This window comes from Coleofasciculus sp. A1-SPW-01 (genome assembly GCF_040217205.1).
In the GTDB taxonomy this organism is placed as follows: Bacteria; Cyanobacteriota; Cyanobacteriia; order Cyanobacteriales; family Coleofasciculaceae; genus Coleofasciculus; species Coleofasciculus chthonoplastes_A.
Genome location: NZ_JAVJNP010000212.1, coordinates 50,299 through 76,729 on the forward strand (window position 1 = coordinate 50,299; position 26,431 = coordinate 76,729).

Consider the following 26,431-nt stretch of genomic DNA (forward strand, 5'->3'; position numbering starts at 1 on the left):
CGGGTCAAATCGGGGCAAAATTCCCAAAATCCAAAACGCTACAGCCCTTACCATACAAGGAATTCCAGCATTTTGCAAGCATCTCCCTCCTCCTTGAACTAGCCGCAAACCCAAGCCCTGTATGGATTTGCACCCCATTCCCCAGCCTTCCAAACCTGAACAGACACAGATGCTTGCATTTTCAACCAATCTCTTGCCGTCAACTGGGCGGTTGACATCACAATCATAAGGGCACGATAGTATCGTACCCCTACCCCATCAACCATCTCTTGAATTACGGTAGGGGCATGGCACTGCCATGCCCTCTCATCATCAATATAGATCCTAAATCCAATCCCACAGAAATCTCTTTAATTGCCCGTTCTCAATCAATTCGAGTTCCCTCCCCTTGCAGGGGAGGGTTAGGGAGGGGTTTGTCTAGGGTAAAGACACAGCATTGCCTAACCCTCCACTTGTCGTCAATCTAACCCTAGCCAAAATCACCCTAAACCAGGTGACATTTGCCCTCTTAGCGATGCAAATAAATAATCTTTGCCATTTCCCGATCCAACGCCGCCCGCGTTCTGCCCACCTTAATAATATAAGAGGGAAACCGCTGCTCCAACAGAATCGGCATTCCAGGACTAATCCCCATCGCCATCAACTTCTGCAACGTCATCTCATCCTTCGTCTTCAACGCAGCAACGGTGCCGCTATTTCCCCGTTTAACCGATGCTAGTGCAATCATTTAAATCGTTACTCCTAATACATTTAACAAACCATTGACCAGATATCCCACAAAAAAGGCAAAGGGGAAAATAAATGCCACAATCGCCCAAGTTACTTTCGCCCCCCGCTCTTTCAACATCACTTGCAGTTGGGCAATACAAGGTAAAAACAGCGTCAACACAATCGCCGTCACCACCAACTGATTCCCTGTAAAAATTCCCTCTTGCTGCATATCAAACAACCCAGCCGCGCCGTAATCCCGCCGGAAGAAACCATATAAAAAGATGGGTGCAGCTTCTCTGGGCAATCCTAACCCTAAAGCAATCGGCTCAATCCCCTGAATAATCAAGCCAAACAACCCGGTCAAACGCCCAAACCAAATAATCACTGATGCCCAAATAAATAGAGGCAAAATCTCCAAGAAATACCACTTCATTCTGAGATAGGTTTTCACCAGAATGTTTTGCAGTTTAGGAAAGCGCAAGGGGGGAATTTCCATGTAGAAACTAGCCGGATTCCCCGGAAGCATTCGGGCGCTTAAATAGCCCGTAATCATAAAAATTGCCGCAATCACTCCTCCCCAAATCAACAACGCCGCAGGTTTTTGGGCTAACAATCCCACAATCACCCCCCACTGTGCGGCACAGGGAATGGCTAAGGAGAGCAGAAATGTGGCAATGAGTCGTTCCCTTGTCGTTTCCAGGGTTCGCGTAACTAAGGTTGCCATCGTATCACAGCCCAATCCCAACACAATTGGAATCACCGCCCGCCCCGATAACCCGATCGCCTTAAACAAGTTATCCAGCATCAGGGATAATCGCGGCAGATAGCCACTGTCTTCTAGGAAGGAAAACATGAAAAAGAATGTGGCAACCACAGGTAAGACAATCGCCACAGCATAGCGAATCCCTAGGGTAATAATCCCGTAGTCGTTGGCAATTAAATCCTGTAAAGGTTGCCAGGGCAAAATTACCGTTACCGTTTGGTTGACAACGGGATTAATATATGTCTCAAAAAAGGTTTCAATGGTATCCACCATCGTCCCCGCGCCGAATTCGCCGACAAATTTGTAAACCCCGTAATAGAGAATCGCCAGCAAAATCGGAAATCCTGTCCACGGATTGACGGTGAGTTGGTGCAGTCGTTCCGCTAAGGGGGTTTTGCCTTGATTCGATTCGCTGAGGACAATTTGTTCGATCGCCCACGCCCGTTGCTGACGCGCCTTAGCAATAACTGCGATTAGCGGTTCATCCAACTGACTCTCAGCATCTGCGATCGCGGCTTTGATTTCGGCTTCTGTCTCCTGAATCTGAAGTTGTTGCCAAAGTGCAGGATCTTTTTGCAACAAGAGTAGGGCAATACTACGCCGGGAAAGGGGATAATCCTGGGATAGCGACAATCGTGATAACAATGACTCCAGTTTCGCGATCGCCCCCTCAATAGGTTCCGGATAAGCAACCTGACTTAACATAATCACCCACCTTATATTTCAAATCTCGTAAACCAACATTCAGTGCAGCTGCCATAGTGACAACCGGAATCCCTAATTCCATCTCCAGATGATCCCGGTGAATCTCAATCCCCAGTTGTTCGGCTTCATCGATCATGTTGACGGCTAACAGCACCGGCAAACCCGCTTCAATAAGCTGAAACGTCAACGGAAGCATTCGCCCTAAGTTTTTGGCATCGACGACGTGAATCACCAAGTCTACAGGTTCGCTGAGTAATAAATCCCGCGATACTTTTTCCTCTTCGGTAATCGGGAGTAGGGAATACATTCCCGGCGTATCCACCACCGCAAACGGGCGATCCCCAACCGTCATCTGACCCCTGGAGACTTCCACCGTTGTACCGGGATAATTTGACACGGTGACATAGGTTCCCGTCAGGGCATTAAACAGAACACTTTTACCCACATTGGGCGTTCCCACCAAAGCCACTTGGGGAATGGGTTCAGTTTTCAGAGGTGATGGTTGCGGCGGTTTTCCCCACCATTTCCAGCCAACCCCTCTTTTGGGCTTACTGTGGCAGGTGTTCTGACATTTGTGACATTCCATATCGTCTTGACTCCAATGATAGGATGCGAATTCTGCAACTTGTTAAAAGTAATTCTCATTAAGTTTAGTCAATAATGACCTAGATTTCTGTATCAGGTCTACCTTTTATAAAAGCTTAATATTTGGGGGAAGAGGAACCTCTCTTCTTTGAGATTCATTGATCGGAGCTTGACGCGAAGCCTTCTTCCTTGTCCTGATCAAAGTTTAAACCTATTATCTCAGTCTGACAAGATAAATAAAAGCTGAAACAGATTCTCTTTAGTGTTCCAGGGATTGGTGGTAACGTAGCGCTGGTTAGGCACGAAATATATAGTAATTTACCGAAATATTTTTTAATAAATGTTGAGAATAAGTCACTTGAAGGTGAAGTCGGGTGGGCAGGAGTGATCAACCTGGAAATGCTCAGGTTATCAAGAGAGTGTTATTGCCCACCTCAATCTTCTGTATACCGTCACCCCTTCACCTCATCACCCCCTCTTTGGTGAACTGATGAGTGCTTGCAGCCAAATTGCCCTAGGATGACGAGTGACTTGCCGTATACCGTTGTTCTGCCAGATCTCGGATCAGAGACAAGCGATTATAGAGATAGTCATTCAAAATATGCATTTCCTCTGAATTGAGACCTCGCTCTTGTTTGAATTGCTTGAGTATCCACTGAACGAGACTAGCATCGTCAAGTTTCAGTAGCAGGTTAGTTTGAGTCGTTTCAATTAAAGACCACAACTGACGCAGCATTGTGGGAGTCATACAATCTCCTTCCTTAGGTAAAGTGGCAGCAGCCGAGAAATAAAGCTGGTTTTCCAGCGCTGTGTCGCGATCTGGCAAAGAACACGACTCCTTTAAGAATTACTTAAGGATTGCTTGGTTTTTTTTACCATAACTCATCTCGAACAACCCAACTCACGATTGTACTGAGGATGATACAAGAGTTACCAAAGCCTTAACAAACTGAAAAATTACTTTGTAAAACTGACCAGCTATGTCGATTGACTAGGCGATCTGTTGTCGGTGAAGACTCGGACTGGTAATGATTTCGGGGAAGTTCCTTGTCATCGGATGGAATGCCCAGGGCAATGTGCACAGCGCCAGCCAGCGCCAGCCAAGCCGCCATTGAAGAGAACGCCAGAGCCAACTATGCAGCCCGTTCTGTCCACTGGCATACCTCACCACAGAGATCGCCGCGATACCGGGGCCAAAAATCCCCGGGATAAACAGCACCATACCTAAGGTGGGCAACTGTGGTCTAACAACCGAAGAAAGCAGCCAGCAGGCCCAAGACCATTGTGTTAATCACTCAGGAGCCTAACGGTTAGTTGGAACCAGATTTTAGCCCGCACAAACTCTTTTTCGGCGAGAGAGATTCGTTCTTCCAAACACGGCGATCAGGATGATGACCACCACACAATTCAGAAGGACATCCGAGATAGGAGACACTCCAGGTATAAATGCTCCAAATATGTTCAGCGAACCATGAAAAAGTGCCACGAGCAAAATACTGCCTTTAGTACTGTTGTAAATCCAAGTATAGATAAAAGCATTGGTCACGATGATGATGAACCAGAGGAAAGGAAACTCAGACATCGGGTTGCCTACCAAAAAGACAAGCGGCAAATGCCAAAAACCCCACAATATGCCCACTATGAGGGTGGCAGTCAAGGCATTATGTCGTTTCTGCAATCGTGGCAATGCGAAACCACGCCACCCAATTTCTTCACAGGTATTGGCGAAGAAATTAATCACGAAACCAAAAATGGCGAAGAAAGATAAATTGCCTTGTGGCACTGCGATTGTTACGGGCAAGCTAAGTAATTTTGTGACGACTTGTGCCGCAATTAAAAGAACAACAGGACCCAGCACCGCTACGATGTACCAGACTAGACCAACCCGCCATTGAATAAGCCCCTGATCAAATTCTTGCACCCCTGTCTTCCCATAGGCCACTTGTGACACAATAACAGCCGCAAGCGCAGGTCCAACGGCATAAAAGATGGAAAACAACTGAAAGTAAGGACTGTCAAATGGGGCAATATCTCGCGAGCCTAAGGCTGCTGATATCATGCCAAGCCATGAGAAGCTAAACGCTAAGATGTAGAACCAAGTTACGGGATGTTTTTTCATTACAAGTTGCCTTGACAGGTTTAGTTTTCATAGCTCTTATAGCACTACGCACACACGTTAGGACAAATGAAGAAAAATTTAAATCGCTCAATCCCTTATACGGTAAGCTTCTTTCTTCAAAGAAAGCCCATTGCCTATTGCCTATTGCCCATTGCCTAGCGCGTAGCGCTATATCTATTGCTCCCCTCTTAATCGCTTCTAGTGCTTAATCGGGCTGGCTGTTTTAATAGACCGATGATAGAAACTAGGGCTATTAAGCCAGGAGCCGCTAGCCACAGCCAGAAACCCAACAATAATTGATTCAGAGTAAATTCAGAAACGCCACCACTATCAGCGGGTAATTTGAACCAAAATGCTGAAAATGTTCCTCCAAAACCAATAAGAACGGCGGCTATTCCAGCTATAGCTGAGAACCTGTATCGTTGCATTATAAAAGTGATGCAGCACAACCAATAGAGTGGATTAGCGAACCATCCAATCGCGGGAATTTGCAGAAAAAGTAATCCAATAATGCCAAAGAAAGTCAGTTCGATCCCCTTCATGGCATAAACGTCATTAGGGTCAGAGGGACTCACGCCAACAGAGTCTGTAGGAACTACATTAAACAAAAGGCAAGGTAGCGCAAGTGCTATGCCATATAGGAAAAGCGATAATACTAGAAATCCTCGGAGTTTAGTGAGAGTAGCGGGGGGAATGGTTGCGGTTTTTGGAGCAGTGCATTGTTCGTCCATGCTTGCTGTCAGTTTATCAATCAGGATTGCTTTGTCAGCATCAGGGAGGGCAGTGGCTTCGGCAATGAGTTCGTCTAGGGTTAGCATTGGCTCGTTTTGCACTAAATAGATAACCTCATTTTAACGTTAGAATGCTTGGAAAAAGAAAGCCCTTTACCTTCTAGGAAAGCTTAAGCAATGTAGAACATCGTGTATAAGTCCTTGCACCATGAGTTCAATGAACTGACTGGAGACTTGCCGATCAATCGGCAGGTTGTGCAGTAGATTTAGGTGTTTTTGGATTCTGAGTAATTCGGCTTTGTTGAGCGCACCGTAGTAGAGTTCGGCTTGGGCAATCACGCTGATTGCTAGTTGCGCGATGCCGATCTGTCTTAGCTCCTGGACGATCGCGGGATTGCCTTTATAGAATTCTATAAGTACATTCGTATCACAAAGGATCATGACTTGGTTTCTCTCCAAGCTTCGGCGCGGAGGGATTCGGCGGTAGGGAATAGAGTTTAGAGTAATTGAGTTGATTCAGTTTCTGGGTTGAGGTCGAGGTTGCGATAGATTTGCTCAATGGGAAAATTTAGATTGATGCTTTTGAGTTCGATGGTGTCGCCTGCTTGGTAGTTAATGATCAGCCATTCGCCTGTCTCTTTTTTGTGATACAAATCGATTTCGAGGCGGGTGGAACTGACTAACAAATAGTCTTGTAGGGCTGGATTATGGCGATACATTCTAAATTTGCTGCCTCTGTCATAGGCTTCGGTGCTGGGGGAAAGAACTTCAACGACTAAGCAGGGATAGGTAATGTATTGGGTTGTGGTTTTGTCGCGATCGTCGCAAGTGACGCTGGCATCGGGGTAGGTGTAGTTATTAGTCTCAACAATATTAATTTTGATGTCAGAATTGCCCGTGATGCAACTGCTATTTTCTAGGTGGTTATCAAACATGGCTGTAAGTCTAATGGCAAGGCGACCATGATTAACACTACCGCCACTCATGGCATAAGCTTGACCGTCGATCAGCTCGTGTTTTTCTAGTTGCTGTTCTTCCCAAGTGAAGTATTCTTCAGGGGTTAGGGTGGGGAATTTTTCTGGGGCTGCAATCATGGTTTCGTGACCTCCTAAGTTTGTCGCTGCTTGGGGGTAGTTTAGTTCTGGGTTATTTGGTTTGATTTTAACAAGCTAAACAAACATTTTTTGCAGCAAGCCTTTTTTGAATTGTTCTATACTCTCAATCTGCTGCCCCACTGCTTCAATATAAAGCGGTTTCATGAAAATCCAAAATTATATAAAGATTATGTAAGGAGAGTCGCGGTTTAGATTAAACCGTCTTCGTGAAGCTGTTCTCTTTGGATGGTATTACGATCGCGTGAGACTTGCGGTTTCTGGATCGTAGCGAAATTGATCGATTGTTCCTGCCTTGATTTTGGCAATGACTTCTTCAATCGCTTCTAAGGGAACGAGAAACCACTCTCTCGGCTGTACGGGAATGCCAAAGCGATCGCGCAATTCCATATCTAAACGAACATTGTCGAAAAACTTGTGCAGGAGTGCTTCCAGTTTCTTTGGGTTGATATTAGCCAGTTTGAAGGTAGCGACGATTTCTACCTCTGCGAGTAGGTAGGTTGGGTCTTTTTTCGCGTTGGCAATTCGCTTTTTGACATCACCGACCGTGACACCAATTTTGTGGACTAACTCATAATTCTGAACAATGAAGGGATCGTCGGATTTGCTTCTCAGCACATAGATGTAGCCCGTTGTGATATCGTCTTCGGCTTCTGTTTGGGCAAACAGGGGCAGGGAACTAAAATCAGGGTTGGTGATGCGACGACTGGTTTTGTCTTTATTTAATGCCCGTTGGAGCGATCGCAGCAATAAATTACTCTCTGTCCCATTGTCGTAAATGACTCTTAACCTGCGGTCTGGCTTACCATAATCGCTGATAAACGGTTCACCTAGATCGGCAACAATCAACTTCTGCCCGTCTAGGATGAAGAAATCCCCTTGGTTGACCGTGGCATCATCCCGATATTTCAGGGTTTCTCTAGCCCCAGTTTCTAAGTCCTGCTGCACTTTTTTAAAGATAGGTTTGAACTGTTTAAAGTCCTGACAGGGGGTGCGTTGGGCAATTTCCTCGGCAGCTTTAATCTCTTGACGCGATTTGCCTCCGGCAACGCTACGCGATCGCACATGGGTAAGCTGGGTAATATCGTTCCCTGGTGTTGCCTCAACCCCCAGAGAGGTTAACAGGGCTTCATCATCCAGATCTGTTTCTGGAGGGAGGTTAAAATCGGTGTCAGCATTGAGGATACCCCGTGAGTCTAACGGTTCGAGGAGGGCGCGACATTCCTCCGAGTTCCGTAGACGATCTAAGCGCACGGCATAGAGGCGCTCGAAAATATCGCGGTCTTCCCCGTGTTGAGGAAGTCGCCCTTGTTCGGTGACAAAGCGTTCAATTTCCTCAAATCCAGCGATGATCCGTTCTTCTCTGGGGGTGCGCTTGACTTTGGGTGGAGGGGCGGTATCTACTCCTAATTCGGCGAGTAGGTCTATATCCTCATCAGTGGTGTGTTTAACCATTTTTTTCCTCCTTCACTTTGCGTTGTAGGAAAGCCACCCCTTCTGCCATGCGTTTTTCCCAGGGGTCTGTTGCTGTGAGGGAGGGTAATCGCCCCCGTTCCTGCTTGAATCGCTTTGCTCGTTTGGCGAGTTCTCTGGCTTCATCAACCGAGAGACTGATTCGCTTGGCAGCAATCACTGCCGCGACTTGCTTGAGCCGTTCTTCGCTCATGGACTTAGCTAGGATAGCGTAGGCTTCCCCAAAGGGATTGATGCGATCGATCAAATCCATGTCCAGTTCCGTGACCGAGAGGGCGAACTGCCTTACCCCGTCGATAAGGGCGGTGTTTTTTGTCCCTTCGCCATCATTGGAATTCACATTATACGTCCCACCCTTTTCATTTACGGTTTGCTTGGCTTGTTGGACGAGGTTAAGCGCCGCGATCGCGTGTTGACGAACTGTCTCTTGATCTTCCTGCTCAAATTCTGGAAACTTCTCTGTGATAATTTTGCCCATCCGCACCTGGGTTAGTTCTTCTGGCACCAGTTCTTCGTCGAACAAACCCCGCTCAATTGTGGACTTATCTTGGACAAAAGCTGTCACCAGTTCGGTTAAGTCCTCCCGACAAACCCGTTGGGCTTCCTGGCTTTTGGGTTCAGCGAGTCCTTTAATTTCCAGTTGAATTTGTCCCGTTTCTGCATTGACTCCCACATTACACCCCTGGGGATTGTAGCCATTTTCTCCGTAGTCAAAGCCTGGAGTGGGTTGATTGCTGGGGTTTTTGGGTTTGAACTCGAAGCGGGGAGCAAGTACCTGTTCCATCAAGAGGCTGGCAGCAATGGCTTTGAGGGTGTCGTTGACTGCCTCGGTGACGGCAGTTTCGCTGGCATCCGGTTCAGCGATAAGGTTGGTGAAACGGGCGCGGGTTTTCCCTGGGGCATCACGGGTGGCGCGACCGATGATCTGGACAATCTCGGTGAGGCTGGAACGATAACCGATGGTGAGGGCGTGTTCGCACCAAATCCAGTCAAAGCCTTCCTTTGCCATACCCAGGGCGATAATGATATCCACGCGATCGCGCTTATTTTTCTGGCTGGGGTCTTTCAGGGCTGACGTGACTTTATCTCGCTTGCTGGGGTCGTCGTCTACGAGGTCGGCAATCTTCAAGACTTTACCATCGGCGGTTTGTACCAGTTGAAACCCCGTTGCGGGGTCAGTTCCCTGCCATTCCCCTAGTTCCTCGATAATGTGTTCGACTTCGCGGATTTTATCTTTGGTACTTTCGCGGGAGTTGACGTTGGGGATGTGGATAATGGTTTTCTCCTGGGGATTGAGTACCTCCATGATTGCATCGGTGTAGCTTCCTGCATAGAAGTAGTAGCCGATATCCAGTTGTTTCAGGTATTGGTAGCCGTTGAGTTGTTCGTAATAGGTGTAGGTGACAGTATCAAATCTCGCCTCATCGTCTGGATGTAGCACCGCTTCGGCATCCCCGCGAAAATAAGAACCTGTCATCGCCACAATATGGGTTTTGTCGCGACTCATCAGTTGACGTATAATATCGCCTAATTTGTTGTCGGGGTTGGCGGAAATGTGGTGAAACTCATCGACTGCAATTAAGCGGTTATCCAGGGCTGCAACGCCGAATTTATCGACGGCAAAGCGAAAGGTGGCATGGGTACAGACCAGCACTTTCGCTTCACTATCAAGGAATTTCCGAACTGCATCGACCTTACCCCCATCGGTTCCAGGTGCGTCGCAGAGGTTCCACTTGGGTTCAACTTGCCAATCTGCCCAGAAGCCAAACTGACTCAAGGGTTCATTGTGAAAACTTGCCCCGATGGACTTTTCAGGGACAACGATAATCGCCTGTTGTAATCCCTGGTTTTCCAGCTTATCCAGGGCGATGAACATCAGGGCGCGACTTTTGCCAGACGCAGGGGGGGATTTAATCAACAGGTATTGTTCCCCCCGCTTTTGGTAAGCCCGTTCCTGCATCGGGCGCATCCCTAGCTCATTGAGGCGAGTAGAAGTGCCAGCTTGGGCGTAGGTGACGGAAACGGCGGGAATGGTGTTAGGTTTGGTCATGGGCAAGGGAGAAATTTTTTGGCAGAGGATTTATGCTACATTTTTTGAATAGTTGTACACCGGAACGCGGATAAAATGGTCGGGTTCTGGGTGATCTAAAAGGGTCTGTTGTAAACGTTCTACGGTTGAGGGGGAGAAAAACTGTTCCCCTGTTTCTTCATTAACACGGGCAGGGACGTTTTCGATCACAATAATTTGACCATTCAGATTTAAGGTGTAGGTTACTTGTTTCTCAACATAAGCTGCTTGTGAGTTAGGCGTCATCGCTATTTAGTCTCCTTTGCGTAAAGTTGTTATTCCATTTTTTGGGGTTGGGTTCGTATAGTGTAATAGTGCGAGCATCTTGCTCGCTACCCATTCCCAATTTAAATGCGTTTTAGCTTAGGACGAGAGCATTGTCTGCCGTAGGCATCGCGTTGTTCATCGGTTTTCTACTCAAGTTGGTTTAACAGTTCTGTGGGAGAATAAACAGGAAGGGGACTGTTGAGAAAATCTTCGCGATCGCGGGTTACAATGCCGTCAAGTTGAGATAAAGTCGCGCAGGCGAGTTGAATGCCATCTTCAAAGTCAATGAGGTCAAAGTTAAGGGCTGTTTCGATAGTCTGACGGTCAACAGAACAGAGTCTTAGACCGCTTAAAAGTTGCTTGATTGCTTCGAGGGCAACTGCACGACTTTCTATTTTGCGGATGATATAAAAAATATTGGTGATGGTAGTAGCTGCAATGTAGCCCTCTAAATTACCTTGTTCAATCTTTTGGAAAAGTCTCACTGCCTCTTCCACAAAGGGTTCTCGTTCCGAAATTAGATCGATGACAACATTGGTATCAATGAGAATTTTCACGAGAAAGGTTACTGATATTTTTGAACTAAATAATCGGTGTACTCTGCTTGCAGTTCTTTATCGCTGGGGGTTTGGCTAGAACGTTTAGCAATACCTCGAAGTTTGGTGAGAGTACCGGGAGGAATGCTTGCGGTTTTTGAAGCCGTGCGTTGTTCGTCCATGCTTGCTGTCAGTTTATCAATCAGGATTGCTTTGTCAGCATCAGGGAGGGCAGTGGCTTCGGCAATGAGTTGGTCTAGGGTCAGCATTGGCTAGTTTAACGCGAAGAAACTGGTTTAATTTTATCATTTGCCCTGATTGAGATTGGGCTTGACTTGCTGTTGGAGGCGCGTAGGCGTAGCCTGCTGAATGCATTGCGCTTTTTGAACTAAATTAAAAACAGGACTACCCAATTCACCCCTTCCTCATCCATGATTGCTACCCCAGACAATTATTACCTCTCTCCTGACGAGTACCTCCAACTCGAAGCCACCAGCGACACCAAACACGAATATCGCAATGGTGAAGCCTACGCGATGGCGGGGACAACCGACAGCCATAATACGATTGCTGGAAACCTCTACACCCTGCTGCGTAGCCACCTACGGGGGTCAGACTGTCGCGTCTATTTTGCCGATGTCAAAGCCAGACTTGAAGAATGCAACTGTTACTACTATCCTGATTTGATGGTGACTTGTGACCCCCGCGACGCAGAAACTACTACCTATAAGCGTTATCCCAAACTAATCATTGAAGTTCTCTCTGACTCTACCGAAGCCTTTGACCGAGGGGATAAATTCATCGACTATCAAACCCTCGACAGTCTGCAAGAATATGTCTTGATTAGTACCAAACAGCAACGAGTAGACTGTTACCGTCGTACCGAGGAGGGGCTGTGGTTATTTCAATTCTATGCCCCCAGTCACAATACTTTTCACCTGACTAGCCTTGAGTTTGAAGCTGAGTTGACTAACCTGTACGAAGACATTGCTTTCTGATTGCCCTCACCCTAAATCCCTCTCCCAAAACAGGAGAGGGACTTTGAAACAGATTCTCCTTCTTGCTCCCCTTCTCCCAGATTGGGAGAAGGGGCTGGGGGATGAGGGCGAATACTACAACCTTGAGGAAGATTTCGGTGTGGTCATTTTGGTATAAAGATCAAACAGTTTCTCTAGGCGTTCTGTGTCATTTTTAAAGCGACGACCGATATAGATGCGCTCTATCATCTCATCGTTGCGATCGTGGGCTTCTCGCACTAGGGGAAACTCTTTATCCATGCGCTCTGGGTCGTACATATCGGCAATGGTAGCAGGGAAATACTGTTCCCGCGCTAGGAGGATGTCTTCGGCGCAACGGGTGAGGTCGGTTTTGTTTTGTTCGGTAAGGGTGGGGACGGGGAAGGTGTTCCAGCCGAGGGTGTTGGAGTAAGAAAAATCGGTTCTCATGCGGACGCAAACTGTACCAATCCAGACCCAGTGGAGGCGCGAGGCGATGATTGCCATGTTCCACAAAGGGGCATCATATAGGGCAAAATTGCGATCGCCAATAATTGTGCCACCTTGAACAAGACCGACGGGAAGATAGTTGCGATTTTCAGAGCTTACACGCGGGACAACTACAGTTAATTTGCTTGGTTGGTGTCTAATTTCTCCAAAACGGTGAGGATACTGTGCTGCAATTTTAGTTTGCTTCTTACTGCTCTTTGAACGCATCTCAGCGACTCTTTTGAGCCGAGAGCTAATAAAACTTGATTTCATTGCATACTCTTTATCTACATCATCTATCCACAGACAATAACGAAGTTTGCCATTGATAAGTTCTTCTGATCCGACGTATGAGCGTACAAATGTCCCAAACAATTTTGGCTCTTCACCTCGTAATTTGATTGCGTCGGTTGATTCAAACAATAAACCTCCACCATCAATTGCACTATCTCCACGATTCATAGGCATAACATTATTAATGGGGATTCTTTCTTGTTTAAGTTGAATTTGTGAACCTGAAACCAAATAAGCATTAATATTCTCAGCATCCTTTGCAACCGTTTGCCCCCCATCTTCAACAGAAAACAAATGCCGAGTCTTACCAGCATGGTTAGAAATCCCCACGATAATCACTGTCACCCCAGCATTATGACTCGCCAAATTCGCCCACTTAAACGACGTATGAGCAAATGCAATCTCATGTCCTGTCTCAAAAATCAATGACCAGAGAATCGGCACTTGTTGACCCTGACATAAGGAATTCGTCGATACAAATGCAGCAGCAGCGTTAGTCTGCGTCCCATAATCCGCAGCTTTCATAAACCACCCCGCCACATAATCTAAGGACTTCCATTTCTTCGTTCGTCCCTGGAAAATCTGCTTTAAATCATCCTTTTGTTCCTTCGATTGCCACGTTGAACCCAAATAAGGCGGATTCCCACAAATATAGGTTTCCCCGCCCTCATTCTTAAACTCAATCTCTGCCTCATCCCGCGTTTCCTGCCACAAATCCAAATCCTCCCGTTGCACCCTCACCCCCTTATCCGTCGGCGGACACAAACTCAACCAATCCAAGCGCAACGCATTCCCACAGGTGATCCAATTCTCCGCCTTCAACGGCAAAAACTCCGCCAACGCCAACCGTTGACCCCGATACAACACATCACACTGATACTCCGCAATAATCAACGCCAACCGCGCAATCTCACAGGAAAAATGCCGAATCTCAATTCCCCGAAAATTCGTTAACGGAATCTCCGAAGCCCGCTCTGCTTCACCCCTGCGCTGGTTAATCTCTGCTTCAATCGCCCGCATTTCCTTGTAAGCAATTACCAAAAAATTCCCCGACCCACAAGCCGGGTCAAACACCCGAATCCGTGCCAGCCGTTTCCGCAGATTCAGTAACTTGCGCCCATTATCCCCGGCTGCTGCCAGTTGCTCGCGCAAATCATCCAAAAACAACGGATTCAGCACCTTGAGGATATTCGGCACACTGGTATAGTGCATCCCCAACGCCCCGCGCTCGTCTTCATCCGCTACCGCCTGAATCATCGAGCCGAAAATATCCGGGTTGATCTTCGTCCAGTCGAGATTGCCTACATGAAGCAGATAAGAGCGAGCAATCCGGCTAAAGCGTGGGACGATAAGACCCTCACCCCCAACCCCTCTCCCAGATGGGGAGAGGGGAGTCGGAGTTTCTTGTCCCCCTTCCCCCTGCTTGGGGGAAGGGGTTAGGGGATGGGGGCTAAACCCCTGACGCACGACTGCCAAAGCCTCAGCTAAATTCGTCTCCACCAACTCACTCGAAACCCGAACAACCTTGAGTCCTAACGACTCCAACAACTCCTGACGCTGTTGGTCTGCCTCTTGCTGTGATTGATGGATACCTCCATCAACTTCCACAATCAGCCCTTCTGCTCCACAAAAGAAATCAACAATAAATGCGCCAATAGGCTGTTGTCGTCGAAATTTTCTTCCTTCTAGTTTGCGTCCCCGCAGAGCTTGCCAGAGGATATTTTCACTAGGAGTAGGTTCCTTGCGGAACTGACGAGCAACTTCGGTCATTTTTTTCTTGAGTGCAGGGGAAATCTCCCAATATTTGCCCTCACTCATAGTCTCTTGTCCCCCTTCCCCCTGCTTGGGGGAAGGGGCTAGGGGATGGGGGTATTTTCCTAAACTATTACCCTCACCCCCAGCCCCTCTCCCAGATGGGGAGAGAGGAGAAGGGGTTAGGGGGTGAGGACTAAACAGCCCCCCATTCACATAGGGAAAGCCATTCGCCCAGTTACGGATTCCTGCCTTTTCCCGTTGATTGAGCGGGGTTGCCATCGCCCGAAATAGCTCCGACAGCACCTCATGGGTATTCGACGAATCCCCCGCACTCATCTGCGCGATGGTATCGGTGAATAGGTTGGTACTGTAAAAAATATTCGTATCTTCGGCGAAAAAGCAGAAAATCAGCCGAGCCATCAAATGGTTGAGTTCCTCCCGACGTTCTGCGCTGTCCCAGTCGGGGTTTTCATTGAGCAGTTCGACGTAGAGTTTATTGAGTCGCCCTGTCGCCTTAATATCAAAGGCATTTTCCCAAATTTGCTTAACCGTCGTAATCCCCGCCAACGGTAAAAAGAAACCAAAATGGTTATGAAACTCAGGATAGTCACAGACAATAGTTTCTCCATCAGCTAAATTTTCCGCTTCCAGGCTTTTGCCATCTGTCGCTAAGATAAACTTTGCCTTTTGTTTAGCAGTCGCTGGACTCTCCCGCAAAGCCGTGAGGGTATCGGTGACTTCCCCTTCTAGGCAAACCTTAATGTGGATATTGTTGCGCTGGAGAACCCCATCCAGATCAGATTTGTTGGTGCTGTTGCGCTGACTCTTGAGCCGTTTAATCGTCGTTTTCTTATTTCCAAACGCTTCAAGAAACGCAAAGGGAAATTCCTCTGGATCAAAGGGAGCTTCGGCGAGTTGGGAAACGGCTTCTTCGATTTCGACTGCATTCATAGCTTTAACGCTAACCACAGATGCCAGTTAATTCAATTTGTCAAGATGACACTAATCAGACAACGATGACAAATAATGTGGCAATCGACACAAATGGAGAATACCGGATTTGAACCGGTGACCTCTGCGGTGCGATCGCAGCGCTCTACCAACTGAGCTAATTCCCCGGACTCCTAGTTTAGCATACTGTAGCGGCTCACTAGAGCGATCGCACGGCTGCCGTTTTGCCCAAGCAGTCTTCATTACATTTTTAAAATAGAATTGTCAACCCCCTCAAGAAGTATTTTGACACGAAGCCGAGTCGCACCCTGACGAAGAACGATGTGCTCAAGTTTGTCAATTGGTATAAGGGTTTAGATTTATAGCAAAAGGCAGAAGGGGTCTTTCTGATACAAGGTCGTTTCAGCTATTAAACGTCATGAGTTTTGAGTTGGCGTGGGCTGTAGAACGGCTGAGGCGGTTGAGGCGATCGCATCAATCTTTTGACAAACACTTTCAAAATGATTGAGTACCTCCTCATTTGTAAACCGAACGACCTGCAAACCATAGCCTTCTAATATACTGGTTCTGTTAAAATCATAGACTTTCCCTTGGTCTGTAAAATGAGAATCCCCATCTATTTCAATCACTAATTTCAAGGCAGCACAGTAAAAATCAACAATGAAGTAATCAATAGGTCTCTGTCGCAGTATCCGGAATTTGAATGTTCTCAGGTAGTCTCGCCAGAGTTTTTTCTCGGCTGGGGTTGGATTTTGGCGAAGGGATTTGGCTCTGGCTACTAGGCGCGAATCATAGGGAAGATGAAAGTCTGAGGTGTTGAGATTTCGGTTGCCTGATGTTGGTAATGCCATTTTTCTTAAACCAGAAATCGAAAAGAGGGACATCGAGTGCAGTTTTCCTATGCAATAAAAGCGAAGCATCCTTACAAAAAGGACTTTGAATCCAGTTCCCCCCTTTTTAAGGGGGGCTAGGGGGGATCTCCACTTAAGTTGAGATTCTATTGCATCAGTTTATGGATTTATTTATTAAGTATAGATCCCCCTAAATCCCCCTTCAAAAGGGGGACTTTGAATGCGCTTGCTCCCTGCAGCTAGACTAAAGTAAATTTAATCCGGTTCCCCCCTTTTTAAGGGGGGCTAGGGGGGATCTCTACTCAAATTGTGATTATATTGCATCAGTTTATGGATTTATTTATTAAGTATAGATCCCCCTAAATCCCCCTTCAAAAGGGGGACTTTGAATTCGCTTGCTCCCTGAAGTCAGACTAGAGTCAATTTAATCCGGTTCCCCTCTTTTTAAGCAGGACTTTGAATCCGCTTGCTCCCTGAAGTCAGACTAGAGTCAATTTAATCCGGTTCCCCTCTTTTTAAGCAGGACTTTGAATCCGCTTGCTCCCTGAAGCTAGACTCAAGTAAATTTAATCCGGTTCCCCCCTTTTTAAGGGGGGCTAGGGGGGATCTCTACTCAAATTGTGATTATATTGCATCAGTTTATGGACTTCTTGATGAAGTTTAGATCCCCCTAAATCCCCCTTCAAAAGGGGGACTTTGAATTCGCTTGCTCCCTGAAGCCAAACTAGAGTCAATTTAATCCGGTTCCCCTCTTTTTAAGCAGGACTTTGAATCCGCTTGCTGCAAATCGCACGGCTTCGCTTCTAACCCACAACTTGAGCATAAACTTCCTGCACGCGCTCAAGTTCAAGCTGATGCAGATAATCAACCGTCCAGTCAGCTTGACGCTGAAGCATGTGGAAGGGATAGGTATTAGCAACGCCGACAACTTGCATCCCGGCGCGTTTGGCGGCTTCAATACCCGCTGGTGTATCCTCTATGGCGAGACAATCAGAGGATTTGGCATTGAGTTCTGGAAACTGTTGATTGAGGCGTTCCACAGCTAACAGATAGCCATCCGGTTCCGGTTTACTCACCTTAATGTCATCCCCTGCCACAATAACCGGAAAATATTGCAATAGGTTAGCCCGATCCAAGACTAACTCAACTTCCTTTCGCAAAGCCCCACTCACCACTCCCATGGGTAATTGAGCCACGCGGATTTTGTAAATTAAATCTTCGACTCCCGGATATATCGGTAATTTAGACAGAGTTTCCAGTTGACGGCGGTAGGCGTCGGCTTTTCGGGAGATTAAACGGGTTAAGTCGTCATCACTTACCACCCGACCTCGTTTCTCCAATAATACTTTTAAGCAAGCGCGATCGCTACGCCCCAAACAATCCTCCCAGTAATCCGACGCCGAGGGACGCAGATTCTCGCCCAGCAGAATGTCTTCGATGAGTTGCTGATGAATCGACTCATCGTTGATAATTACACCGTTGAAATCAAACAGAACTGCCTTTAAACTCATACCACATTCGTTACTATGCTGGAGCTGGAATACCTTCAGAACCGAAGTCGTCGATTGTACGGCGTTGAGTCCGTTGGTACACTTGTTCGTCTACCGGGAGAGGTTTCATGCCTTGGGTAACCTGATTCAGCAACCACACGTCTTGAGTCTGCACCGCTTCAAACCCAGCCGAACCCATCCAAGCGTCTACGCTATCGGTGGCGTAAGCTTTGATATAGGGTTCTTCAAATACCTCCGTTAACCAGTTTACTTGACGTAAGGTCTGCTGATTGCCATCTAAGATCAGAACTTGTCCCCCGCCTTTGAGGAGTCGGAAGCTTTCCCACAAAATTGATTTTGCCACGGCTGGCGGGGTTTCATGGAATAATAGGGAGGCTGTCACTAGGTCAAAAGACGCTTCTGGTAAACCCGTCTCTTCTGCTTTACCATGATGCCATTGAATTTCAACTCCGGCGGCTTTCGCTTTGCGCTCTGCCATGACTAACATATAAGGTGACAAATCCAAACCGATTACCTCCGCGTGAGGAAATGCCTGTTTTAACAGTAGAGTTGTTGAACCCGTACCGCAGCCTAAATCCAGAATCCGTCGCGGTGTGCCCTGGATGCGATCAACTAACTCTTGGCGTACCCAGGTTTCGTTGGGAGGTAAAGCGTATTGGGTAATCGGATCATAGCTGGTTGCTGCACCACCATTCAAATAACCCCCTTCAATCCCGTGGAAGTTCTGACTCTTGTAGTAGTCGGGATAAACCAACTCAGGGGTAGAAAGGCGATCGCTCTCTTGTTCCCAGTCAATGCTCTCATAAAGCTGGCGCAATTGCTCCCCGTCGATGAATACGCCAACAATGGGTTGTAAGAATTGCTCCCAAAGCGTGTCTTTGCGATTCACCATAAGTTTAAGCTCTAATCCTACTTGCTTAATTTATTGTAATAATTTTGGCACTTCTGAGCAGAACATCCGGATTCAGGGATGTCTTAGACCACCCATTCATTACTGGGTCTTGACAAAAACCACATTTCATGAATTTAAACATCCCCACTTGAGAAAGAGCGAGTATGACTAATGATACCTAACTAATCATGGCAGATCAGCCGTTTTTCTATGGAAAAAGAATGATTTGTCGCCACCATACTTGTGACGGCAATCACTTTATTAAGTTGATCGATTTCATCAAATTTATATTATGCGGCTCACCCCTAGGGCGGATTAAAATCAAAACTCCGGATGATTTAACTCTCTATAAAGAGTGGAAAAATTCGGTACAGTTATAAGTGGGAATCAAGAAAGCATTTCTCTCTCAACCTTTAGGTTCTCCATCTTTGTAATTCCTCGAAATCAGGACGCCAGCCGATCATGATTACCTTTTCCCTCGAACCCAATTCTGTGTCTGCATCTAAGCCCTGGAAGCTGCAAATTTGGCTCTCGCCTAAATCTCAGGCGATTTATTACCTGACTGATCCCCAACAAGCACAGTCAATCCTCGAATTTATTCTTTCCAAAAACAATCCTCAAACTTCTCAGATTAAAGAACAAGGTGAATTATCCTTTGCTGGCTTAATTCCTCGTTCATTAGCCTCTCACCAGCCTTTAAAAGCTGGCGCTTGTGTTTGTTAAAGGTTTTTACGAAATACCAGTGACCCGTCAACCGTCAACTATCAATCGTCAATATTAAATGAAATGACTCCGAAGGCATAGTGGTACGAATATCCTGTTGTTTAAACTCAATTCCTGAACGAAAATCAGGACGGATACAGTAAAATTCATCGGATCGAATGAAAGCCTTTGTCAACCAGCCAGAAGGAATTTATTTTAAACTTCCCCATTCATAACAACCTGTTGTCGCCCTCTCTAAAAGATAGGCATTGGCGTCAGTTGCAATAATTCGCAGCGAAAGGTTAGGAACTTCAGAGAATTTGGCTAAATGCCAGATAATAGAAAGGGTATACGCTTCTTCTCCAGATGCACAGCCAGCACTCCAGCAGACCAATTCTGTGTCACCTCGTTCTCGTGCAAGCTGGATGAGTTGGGGCAATATTTCTTGATAAAGATACTGGAAAATTTGCCGATCGCGATAAAATATGGAAATCGTAATTCGACAGTAGCGATCTAATATTGTCCATTCTTCCGGATGAGTATTTAGGTAAGATTGATAGGCGTCACTAACGGATAGTCCAAGTTCAAAAATACGCCGTTGGATACGTTTACAGGCTTGCTTTCGCACCTTACGAAACCCCGCCCAACGTAGGTTTAATTGAGGTAAAGCCCACTGCAAGAAGCGAACGCATTCAGTATCTTTCATCGCTGTTATTCGACAATCTGGCTAATCTCTACTATGTTCAGGGAAGGTATGGTGAAGCTGAACCTTTGTATCAAAAAGCCTTAGAGTTATACAAACGTCTGCTGGGTGATGACCATCCTGATGTAGCAAGCAGTCTCAACAATCTGGCATATCTCTACTCATCACAGGGAAGGTATGGTGAAGCCGAACCCTTGTATCAACAAGCCTTAGAGTTGTGTAAACGCCTGCTGGGTGATGACCATCCGAACACAATTACTGTCCGTGAAAATTTGCAAAGAATGCGCGAAGAATGGAATCAATAGGTTTCCTTTATTTCCGAAGTTTAGACTAGATGTGTGCTTCTCAAACAGGTGATAATCGCGGATGTCTGTCCTTGCCTACATTAATTTTCAACCTCCGTAAACAGGTCAGTGAAAAAAGTAGCAGATACTCAGAACAAAGCAATCCGCCAGTTTGGGACTAAGGCTTCAATCAAATGCGATTGAGTTGGTCAGGATAGATTGGTTGTGCGGGTGGTAGACCGTATTATTTTTCAGTAAAAGAATCTACGCTATCCCAGATTACAAACCATCCTTTAGAGGTTTGGCAAGAATTGTGAAATCCTTGTAGTGCGAGCATCTTGCTCGCTAAGCACCATTGTAGAGACGCGCCATGGCGCGTCTGGAACATAAATGATGTGTCCTAACCGCTATGGCGGTTGCTATATATATAATCGACATTCCCATTCCGCAGATATTCAAGCCCAAATTGTCCACTTCAAAATGTAGTACAAAAGGGAACAAGACCTTCCAGCCTTGAAAGACCGACGCTGGCTTAATCGCCAAAAAGTGTGGGATATTGCTGAACGCTCATTGAACAATCTGAAAAATAACGATACACCGTTCATGGGAGAACAGATTGTAGAAACGGCTAAGACAAGAGGATTTTTGTCGGTGTGGATGACTGTATTCGCCGAAGATACTGATATGTTAAAACGGTTTATTTATAGTTTTGAAGGAACTTGTCAGTCCTGTTTTAATGATCAGTTTCAACCAATTCCTCGTCCAGGTGGGGCGCTGTGAATCCATCCGTGTTAACTATCTCCTTGCCAAGCCACGTTTATCGGGGCGGGTTTAGTCACATCTGGGTCAACAAAAAAGGATAGCAGTCAAACCCGCCCCTACAGTCTCTGACTTAAAACTATCTTGTACTGGTGTTGACGTAGACGCGATCGCGATTAAAATCAAGAGTATTTTGATGGTTTGGTTTCTGCCGCATAAAGTGGCATATTATAACGCACATAAGCTAAATTAGGTTGCTGATGCTGAACCTGATCAGGCTGGCATCGAGTAAGCTGTCGGTGTAAACTATTTCGATTTGGGAACGTGTAATTATGTCACTCGCTGAGGTACTTCCTGCTGCACGACGACTCACCCCAACGGAAAAGCTCAAACTGATCCGAATTTTGGCTGAGGATTTGGAGAAGGCTGAGGATATTTCACCGTTGGAACCCTTTAAAACTTATGACTTGCCAACCCCATACAATTGCTTTGGGGCAGGCGCAGTTTTAATGGAAACTCTCAAACGCTCAGATGCAAGTCAGCAGTAATATATAGCATTTTTAAATGAGTTGTAAACCTAGGAGGTCTTTTCTTAGATTACTTAAAAACCCTGTATCTCTTTCCCCTATTGCCTATTGCCCATTGCCCATTGCCTTTTTACCAGGTTCCTGTGTTCACGACCCAAATGAAAACGCTATATGCGGTTTAAATATTCAACCACTAGCCCAACTCAAAATGAGTTTGACAGCCTGCCTAGACTTCCGCTACTGCTACATCGGGAAGACCAAACCGTTGAAGCAATTGGGCTAGTGGATAGCGGTGCTACAGTGAATGTCTTACCTTTTGAACTCGGTCTTCAATTAGGGGAAATTTGGGACGATCGCAAAGCTATTATTCAGTTAGCGGGTAATCTCAGCAATCAGCCAGCGATGCCGTTTTCTGCGATCGCCCAAATCGCAGACTGTCCACCAACTGAATTGGTGTTTGCATGGGTGCAGCGTCCAAACACACCATTGATTTTGGGTCAGACCAACTTTTTTCTGGAATTCGATGTGTGCTTCTACCGTTCTAAATTGGAATTTGAAGTCAAGCCGAAATCTCCTTAGCCAGACCCCCATTACCCGATACAATTATCCCTGTGCCATTTGTACAAGGGTTCCATGTCTACTCTATCCTCTGCCCCCTTTTCCCCTGAAGAAATCGCCGCTGAAGGACTCAAACCGGACGAATACGCGGAAATTGTTAAACGCCTAGGGCGTCACCCCAATAAAGCTGAATTGGGGATGTTTGGCGTCATGTGGTCTGAACATTGTTGCTACAAGAACTCCCGCCCCCTCCTCAAACAATTTCCCACCACCGGGAAACGTATCCTCGTTGGTCCCGGTGAAAATGCGGGTGTGGTAGATTTGGGCGACGGACTTCAACTGGCGTTTAAAATTGAATCCCATAACCACCCCTCAGCAGTAGAACCCTATCAAGGTGCAGCTACAGGCGTTGGTGGAATACTACGGGATATCTTTACCATGGGGGCGCGTCCCATTGCGGTTTTGAATTCCCTACGCTTCGGTTCCCTGGATAATCCCCGCACCCGGCGCTTATTTTCTGGGGTTGTGGCGGGTATTTCTGGGTATGGTAACTCTGTTGGTGTCCCTACCGTTGGCGGTGAGGTGTACTTTGACCCCGCTTATACCGGGAATCCGCTGGTCAATGTGATGGCGCTGGGATTGATGGAAACCCCAGAAATTGTTAAATCTGGGGCGTCAGGAATTGGGAATCCGGTGCTGTATGTGGGGTCTACTACCGGACGCGATGGCATGGGCGGTGCGAGTTTTGCGAGTGCAGAACTCACCGATAAATCCATGGATGACCGCCCAGCAGTGCAAGTAGGCGACCCCTTCTTAGAAAAATGCCTGATTGAAGCCTGTCTAGAAGCCTTTAAAACTGGGGCGGTAGTCGCGGCACAGGATATGGGGGCGGCGGGGATTACTTGTTCGACCTCGGAAATGGCGGCAAAGGGGGGTGTGGGGATTGAATTAGATTTAGATTTAATTCCTGTCCGAGAAACAGGGATGGTTCCCTATGAATATTTACTCTCGGAATCCCAGGAACGGATGCTGTTTGTGGCACAGAAGGGACGAGAACAGGAGTTAATTGATATTTTCCACCGTTGGGAACTGCAGGCGGTTGTCGCGGGTACGGTGATTGAAGAACCGATTGTGCGGATTCTGTTTCAAGGGGGAGTTGCGGCGGAAATCCCAGCTACGGCGTTATCGGATAATACGCCGATTTATTATCGGGATGTGTTGACTGAAGCGCCAGAGTATGCAAAGGAGGCTTGGCAATGGACGGTTGAGTCATTACCGAGTTGTAACCGTAACGGAATCGAACTGTCGGATGAGGCTAAATCCTGGACCGATATTCTCCTCCAACTCCTGGATACACCCACGATTGCCTCGAAACGCTGGGTCTATCGCCAGTATGACCATCAGGTGCAAAATAACACTGTGATGCTTCCCGGTGGTGCAGATGCGGCAATCATCCGCTTACGTCCCCCGGAATCAGGCAGAAATGCCCAATCGGGTGTTGCGGCTACGGTGGATTGTAATTCTCGCTATATCTATCTTGATCCTTACGAAGGGGCAAAGGCTGTGGTTGCTGAAGCCGCCCGCAATTTAAGCTGTGTGGGGGCAGAACCTGTTGCTGTAACCGATAATCTGAATTTTGGGTCACCAGAAAAGCCGATAGGATACTGGCAACTGGCATCGGCTTGTCAGGGTATCGCCGAGGCTTGTGCAGAATTGGCGACGCCTGTGACGGGTGGAAATGTCTCGCTGTATAACGAAACCGTGGATAGTCAGGGAAATCCCCAACCGATTTATCCCACCCCGGTGATTGGAATGGTGGGGGCGATTCCGGATTTAAGTCAGATTTGTTCTCAAGGATGGCAGGGTGAAGGGGATTTAATTTATTTATTGGGATTATCACTAACTGTAACTACACCGCAGTTAACCCTAGGGGGTTCAGAATACTTGAGTGCGATTCATGGCGTTGTTGCTGGAAAACCGCCTATTGTGGATTTTGAGTTAGAACGTCGGGTGCAAGCGGCTTGTCGTGAAGGCATTCGCCGCCGCTTCCTGAATTCAGCCCATGATTGTGCGGAGGGTGGATTAGCTGTGGCGCTGGCGGAATGTTGTATTTCTGGCGGATTGGGGGCTGAGATTGACTTAGGATTGACGGAGGCGTCTCTAGAACGGCGTTGGGATGAAATTTTATTTGGCGAAAGCGCTAGTCGGATTCTGGTGTCGGTGAAGCCGGAAGCCCAAGGGGATTGGGAGGCTTACCTGACGGAATGTCTAGGAGAATCTGCCCAGGATTGGCAACGGTTGGGGGTGGTTAAATCTTTCTCGGAAGGATTAAAAATTTTAATGAACGATCATCCTCCCTTAATCAACGCTACGATCGCAGATATGAGCGATCGCTTCTTTAACGCATTAGAACGTCGCTTGTAGCCGTGTTGAGGTAGTCACGGCTGATGAATGACCAATGACGCATGATCCATGACTTACAAATTAATGGTATCGTTAAGGAATCGTTAATTAAACTTAACGATTCCCGATTGATTTGCGTTAATACAAGTCGAACTGACTGCCACTATCAGGAGTAAGCTAATACCCATGATTCTCCAGCCACCCCACTCCTCTACCCCCAATCCTGCTGAATCTGATCAGATTATCAGCCAACGCCCCGACAAACCTGAAGAAGCTTGCGGGGTTTTTGGTATCTATGCACCAGACGAAGATGTCGCTAAGCTAACTTATTTTGGTTTGTTTGCCCTGCAACATCGGGGTCAAGAATCAGCGGGGATTGCCACCTTTGAGGGAGAACAGGTGCGTCTCTATAAGAATATGGGACTTGTCTCCCAAGTCTTTAACGAAGATATTTTGAACCAAATGCCCGGAACAATCGCGGTGGGTCATACCCGTTACTCGACAACGGGGTCGAGTCGGGTTGTCAATGCCCAACCTGCTGTTGTGAATACCCGCTTAGGGTCTTTGGCTTTAGCACATAATGGAAATTTAGTCAATGCTTCAGAGTTACGAACCCATTTAGAGAACCGCAACTATAATGAATTTTTGACCACGACGGATTCTGAGATGATTGCGATCGCGATCGGTGCGGAAGTGGATCAAGGGAAGGATTGGTTAGAGGCGGCGATTAGTGCGTTTAACCTTTGTGAGGGTGCCTATAGTTTAGTAATTGGTACGCCGGAAGGGGTGATGGGAGTGCGTGATCCCCATGGCGTTCGTCCCTTGGTGATTGGCACCTTAGGCACAAATCCGATGCGTTATGTCCTCGCCTCAGAAACCTGTGGGTTAGATATTATTGGTGCAGAATACCTACGGGATGTCGAACCCGGAGAATTGGTTTGGATTACCGAAGCCGGGATGGCGTCATTCCACTGGAGTCAAAAACCCCAACGCAAGCTGTGTATTTTTGAAATGATTTATTTTGCCCGCCCGGATAGCGTGATGCAGGATGAAAGCATCTACAGCTATCGGCTACGGTTGGGGCGTCAATTGGCAAAAGAAGCGGCGACTGACGCCGATATTGTGATTGCGGTACCGGATTCCGGTGTACCCGCCGCGATCGGCTTTTCCCAAGAGTCGGGAATTCCCTACGCGGAAGGATTGATTAAAAATCGCTATGTGGGGCGCACGTTTATCCAACCGACGCAGAGTATGCGAGAGTCGGGGATTCGGATGAAACTGAATCCTCTGAAAGATGTTCTCGCGGGTAAGCGAGTGATTATTGTAGACGATTCGATTGTTCGGGGAACCACGAGTCGGAAGATTGTCAAAGCGTTACGGGATGCAGGGGCGACTGAGGTTCACATGCGGGTTTCCGCACCACCTGTAACTCATCCCTGTTTCTATGGGATTGACACTGATTCTCAAGACCAGCTTATTGCGGCAACCAAGTCGGTTGAGGAAATTGCTGAACAAATTGGGGTGGATTCTCTGGCGTATGTGAGTTGGGACGGGATGATGCTGGCAACTCAAGATAATGCGAATACGTTCTGTTCGGCGTGTTTCACCGGAGATTATCCGATTCCAGTTCCCGAACGACTAAAACGGTCTAAGTTGATGCTAGAAGAAGCGAAGGTTTAAGCACCAT

Annotated in this window: 24 protein-coding genes, 1 tRNA gene and 4 pseudogenes; 8 read left to right on the forward strand and 21 right to left on the reverse strand. The window is 47.0% G+C overall.

Annotated features, from left to right (window positions below; genetic code table 11):
• Nucleotides 1–508: 508 nt before the first annotated feature.
• The 13 genes from RH949_RS30690 to RH949_RS30750 form a co-directional block, all read right to left on the reverse strand.
• A complete protein-coding gene (locus tag RH949_RS30690; protein WP_044208130.1) occupies nt 509–727 on the reverse strand; it encodes a FeoA family protein in 219 nt (72 codons plus the stop codon).
• Nucleotides 728–2,179, reverse strand: a complete 1,452-nt coding sequence (locus RH949_RS30695; RefSeq protein ID WP_006102196.1) for a ferrous iron transporter B — start codon at nt 2,177–2,179, stop codon at nt 728–730.
• Nucleotides 2,145–2,765: a FeoB small GTPase domain-containing protein gene (locus tag RH949_RS30700; RefSeq protein WP_006102259.1), complete on the reverse strand. Its 621-nt coding sequence runs from the start codon at nt 2,763–2,765 to the stop codon at nt 2,145–2,147. Before RH949_RS30700 ends, RH949_RS30695 begins: the two co-directional genes overlap by 35 nt.
• 513 nt (nt 2,766–3,278) lie before the next feature.
• The gene (locus tag RH949_RS30705; protein WP_044208127.1) at nt 3,279–3,512 is read right to left on the reverse strand and encodes a hypothetical protein; all 234 of its coding nucleotides are present in this window, start codon (nt 3,510–3,512) and stop codon (nt 3,279–3,281) included.
• Nucleotides 3,513–4,091: 579 nt separating this feature from the next.
• Nucleotides 4,092–4,883: a CPBP family intramembrane glutamic endopeptidase gene (locus RH949_RS30710; protein ID WP_446358531.1), complete on the reverse strand. Its 792-nt coding sequence runs from the start codon at nt 4,881–4,883 to the stop codon at nt 4,092–4,094.
• Nucleotides 4,884–5,071: 188 nt separating this feature from the next.
• Nucleotides 5,072–5,716, reverse strand: a complete 645-nt coding sequence (locus RH949_RS30715) for a hypothetical protein (protein WP_446358533.1) — start codon at nt 5,714–5,716, stop codon at nt 5,072–5,074.
• 51 nt (nt 5,717–5,767) lie between these two features.
• Complete coding sequence (locus tag RH949_RS30720; protein WP_006102362.1) at nt 5,768–6,055, reverse strand: PIN domain-containing protein; 288 nt, start codon at nt 6,053–6,055, stop codon at nt 5,768–5,770.
• 56 nt (nt 6,056–6,111) lie between these two features.
• The gene (locus RH949_RS30725; RefSeq protein WP_446358536.1) at nt 6,112–6,708 is read right to left on the reverse strand and encodes a Uma2 family endonuclease; all 597 of its coding nucleotides are present in this window, start codon (nt 6,706–6,708) and stop codon (nt 6,112–6,114) included.
• Nucleotides 6,709–6,960: 252 nt separating this feature from the next.
• Nucleotides 6,961–8,181 carry a GIY-YIG nuclease family protein gene (locus RH949_RS30730; protein ID WP_446358538.1) on the reverse strand — a complete coding sequence of 407 codons (1,221 nt, stop codon included), beginning with the start codon at nt 8,179–8,181 and terminating at the stop codon, nt 6,961–6,963.
• The gene (locus RH949_RS30735) at nt 8,174–10,249 is read right to left on the reverse strand and encodes a DEAD/DEAH box helicase (RefSeq protein ID WP_446358540.1); all 2,076 of its coding nucleotides are present in this window, start codon (nt 10,247–10,249) and stop codon (nt 8,174–8,176) included. Before RH949_RS30735 ends, RH949_RS30730 begins: the two co-directional genes overlap by 8 nt.
• A 30-nt stretch (nt 10,250–10,279) precedes the next feature.
• Nucleotides 10,280–10,513, reverse strand: coding sequence for a YgiT-type zinc finger protein (locus tag RH949_RS30740; protein WP_006102157.1), 234 nt, complete (start codon nt 10,511–10,513; stop codon nt 10,280–10,282).
• A 167-nt stretch (nt 10,514–10,680) separates the two neighbouring features.
• The gene (locus tag RH949_RS30745; protein ID WP_446358542.1) at nt 10,681–11,091 is read right to left on the reverse strand and encodes a type II toxin-antitoxin system VapC family toxin; all 411 of its coding nucleotides are present in this window, start codon (nt 11,089–11,091) and stop codon (nt 10,681–10,683) included.
• Between the two features lie 8 nt (nt 11,092–11,099).
• On the reverse strand, nt 11,100–11,339 hold the full coding sequence (locus RH949_RS30750; protein ID WP_446358544.1) for a DUF2281 domain-containing protein: 240 nt from the start codon (nt 11,337–11,339) through the stop codon (nt 11,100–11,102).
• Between the two features lie 162 nt (nt 11,340–11,501).
• On the opposite strand from RH949_RS30750, the gene RH949_RS30755 reads away from it, so the two are divergent.
• Nucleotides 11,502–12,068: a Uma2 family endonuclease gene (locus RH949_RS30755; protein ID WP_446358546.1), complete on the forward strand. Its 567-nt coding sequence runs from the start codon at nt 11,502–11,504 to the stop codon at nt 12,066–12,068.
• A gap of 114 nt (nt 12,069–12,182) precedes the next feature.
• Here RH949_RS30755 and RH949_RS30760 read toward each other — a convergent pair.
• From RH949_RS30760 to RH949_RS30790, 7 genes and pseudogenes are all read right to left on the reverse strand, one after another.
• Nucleotides 12,183–14,195 (reverse strand): annotated as a pseudogene (locus RH949_RS30760) (class I SAM-dependent DNA methyltransferase); the annotation flags it as partial.
• Between the two features lie 183 nt (nt 14,196–14,378).
• Nucleotides 14,379–14,666 (reverse strand): annotated as a pseudogene (locus tag RH949_RS30765) (endonuclease domain-containing protein); the annotation flags it as partial.
• A gap of 129 nt (nt 14,667–14,795) precedes the next feature.
• A pseudogene (locus RH949_RS30770) lies at nt 14,796–15,554 on the reverse strand (type IIL restriction-modification enzyme MmeI); the annotation flags it as partial.
• Between the two features lie 94 nt (nt 15,555–15,648).
• Nucleotides 15,649–15,721, reverse strand: a tRNA-Ala gene (locus RH949_RS30775).
• Between the two features lie 249 nt (nt 15,722–15,970).
• A complete protein-coding gene (locus RH949_RS30780) occupies nt 15,971–16,405 on the reverse strand; it encodes an endonuclease domain-containing protein (RefSeq protein ID WP_446358548.1) in 435 nt (144 codons plus the stop codon).
• A gap of 803 nt (nt 16,406–17,208) precedes the next feature.
• Nucleotides 17,209–17,916 (reverse strand): HAD family hydrolase, encoded by a 708-nt coding sequence (locus RH949_RS30785; RefSeq protein WP_446358550.1) that lies wholly within the window; start codon nt 17,914–17,916, stop codon nt 17,209–17,211.
• A 13-nt stretch (nt 17,917–17,929) separates the two neighbouring features.
• Nucleotides 17,930–18,808 carry a class I SAM-dependent methyltransferase gene (locus RH949_RS30790; RefSeq protein WP_446358552.1) on the reverse strand — a complete coding sequence of 293 codons (879 nt, stop codon included), beginning with the start codon at nt 18,806–18,808 and terminating at the stop codon, nt 17,930–17,932.
• 462 nt (nt 18,809–19,270) lie between these two features.
• On the opposite strand from RH949_RS30790, the gene RH949_RS30795 reads away from it, so the two are divergent.
• Entirely contained in the window at nt 19,271–19,531 is a 261-nt protein-coding gene (locus RH949_RS30795) for a hypothetical protein (protein WP_446358554.1), read from the forward strand.
• Nucleotides 19,532–19,721: 190 nt separating this feature from the next.
• On the opposite strand, the gene RH949_RS30800 is transcribed toward RH949_RS30795, so the two are convergent.
• On the reverse strand, nt 19,722–20,216 hold the full coding sequence (locus tag RH949_RS30800; protein WP_446358556.1) for a CheR family methyltransferase: 495 nt from the start codon (nt 20,214–20,216) through the stop codon (nt 19,722–19,724).
• 11 nt (nt 20,217–20,227) lie between these two features.
• On the opposite strand from RH949_RS30800, the pseudogene RH949_RS30805 reads away from it, so the two are divergent.
• The 6 genes and pseudogenes from RH949_RS30805 to purF all read left to right on the forward strand — a co-directional run.
• Nucleotides 20,228–20,488, forward strand: a pseudogene (locus RH949_RS30805) (tetratricopeptide repeat protein); the annotation flags it as partial.
• A gap of 522 nt (nt 20,489–21,010) precedes the next feature.
• Nucleotides 21,011–21,277: a hypothetical protein gene (locus tag RH949_RS30810; protein ID WP_446358558.1), complete on the forward strand. Its 267-nt coding sequence runs from the start codon at nt 21,011–21,013 to the stop codon at nt 21,275–21,277.
• Nucleotides 21,278–21,588: 311 nt separating this feature from the next.
• Nucleotides 21,589–21,804 carry a hypothetical protein gene (locus tag RH949_RS30815; RefSeq protein WP_446358560.1) on the forward strand — a complete coding sequence of 72 codons (216 nt, stop codon included), beginning with the start codon at nt 21,589–21,591 and terminating at the stop codon, nt 21,802–21,804.
• Between the two features lie 150 nt (nt 21,805–21,954).
• Nucleotides 21,955–22,362, forward strand: a complete 408-nt coding sequence (locus RH949_RS30820; RefSeq protein WP_006102355.1) for a hypothetical protein — start codon at nt 21,955–21,957, stop codon at nt 22,360–22,362.
• A 54-nt stretch (nt 22,363–22,416) separates the two neighbouring features.
• Nucleotides 22,417–24,765, forward strand: a complete 2,349-nt coding sequence (gene purL / locus RH949_RS30825) for a phosphoribosylformylglycinamidine synthase subunit PurL (protein WP_446358562.1) — start codon at nt 22,417–22,419, stop codon at nt 24,763–24,765.
• Nucleotides 24,766–24,930: 165 nt separating this feature from the next.
• Entirely contained in the window at nt 24,931–26,424 is a 1,494-nt protein-coding gene (purF, locus tag RH949_RS30830) for an amidophosphoribosyltransferase (RefSeq protein WP_006102177.1), read from the forward strand.
• The last annotated feature ends 7 nt before the right edge of the window (nt 26,425–26,431 follow it).

Bases quoted from the DNA above. Each gene is read 5' to 3' on its own strand.
- RH949_RS30725 (WP_446358536.1), bottom strand. From the start codon at position 6,708: ATGATTGCAGCCCCAGAAAAATTCCCCACCCTAACCCCTGAAGAATAC.
- RH949_RS30720 (WP_006102362.1), bottom strand. From the start codon at position 6,055: ATGATCCTTTGTGATACGAATGTACTTATAGAATTCTATAAAGGCAAT.
- purF (WP_006102177.1), top strand. From the start codon at position 24,931: ATGATTCTCCAGCCACCCCACTCCTCTACCCCCAATCCTGCTGAATCT.
- RH949_RS30820 (WP_006102355.1), top strand. From the start codon at position 21,955: ATGCGGTTTAAATATTCAACCACTAGCCCAACTCAAAATGAGTTTGAC.
- RH949_RS30700 (WP_006102259.1), bottom strand. From the start codon at position 2,765: ATGGAATGTCACAAATGTCAGAACACCTGCCACAGTAAGCCCAAAAGA.
- RH949_RS30755 (WP_446358546.1), top strand. From the start codon at position 11,502: ATGATTGCTACCCCAGACAATTATTACCTCTCTCCTGACGAGTACCTC.
- RH949_RS30780 (WP_446358548.1), bottom strand. From the start codon at position 16,405: ATGGCATTACCAACATCAGGCAACCGAAATCTCAACACCTCAGACTTT.
- RH949_RS30710 (WP_446358531.1), bottom strand. From the start codon at position 4,883: ATGAAAAAACATCCCGTAACTTGGTTCTACATCTTAGCGTTTAGCTTC.
- purL (WP_446358562.1), top strand. From the start codon at position 22,417: ATGTCTACTCTATCCTCTGCCCCCTTTTCCCCTGAAGAAATCGCCGCT.
- RH949_RS30735 (WP_446358540.1), bottom strand. From the start codon at position 10,249: ATGACCAAACCTAACACCATTCCCGCCGTTTCCGTCACCTACGCCCAA.
- RH949_RS30800 (WP_446358556.1), bottom strand. From the start codon at position 20,216: ATGAAAGATACTGAATGCGTTCGCTTCTTGCAGTGGGCTTTACCTCAA.
- RH949_RS30795 (WP_446358554.1), top strand. From the start codon at position 19,271: ATGATTACCTTTTCCCTCGAACCCAATTCTGTGTCTGCATCTAAGCCC.
- RH949_RS30690 (WP_044208130.1), bottom strand. From the start codon at position 727: ATGATTGCACTAGCATCGGTTAAACGGGGAAATAGCGGCACCGTTGCT.
- RH949_RS30815 (WP_446358560.1), top strand. From the start codon at position 21,589: ATGTCACTCGCTGAGGTACTTCCTGCTGCACGACGACTCACCCCAACG.
- RH949_RS30740 (WP_006102157.1), bottom strand. From the start codon at position 10,513: ATGACGCCTAACTCACAAGCAGCTTATGTTGAGAAACAAGTAACCTAC.
- RH949_RS30695 (WP_006102196.1), bottom strand. From the start codon at position 2,179: ATGTTAAGTCAGGTTGCTTATCCGGAACCTATTGAGGGGGCGATCGCG.
- RH949_RS30790 (WP_446358552.1), bottom strand. From the start codon at position 18,808: ATGGTGAATCGCAAAGACACGCTTTGGGAGCAATTCTTACAACCCATT.
- RH949_RS30705 (WP_044208127.1), bottom strand. From the start codon at position 3,512: ATGACTCCCACAATGCTGCGTCAGTTGTGGTCTTTAATTGAAACGACT.
- RH949_RS30750 (WP_446358544.1), bottom strand. From the start codon at position 11,339: ATGCTGACCCTAGACCAACTCATTGCCGAAGCCACTGCCCTCCCTGAT.
- RH949_RS30730 (WP_446358538.1), bottom strand. From the start codon at position 8,181: ATGGTTAAACACACCACTGATGAGGATATAGACCTACTCGCCGAATTA.
- RH949_RS30785 (WP_446358550.1), bottom strand. From the start codon at position 17,916: ATGAGTTTAAAGGCAGTTCTGTTTGATTTCAACGGTGTAATTATCAAC.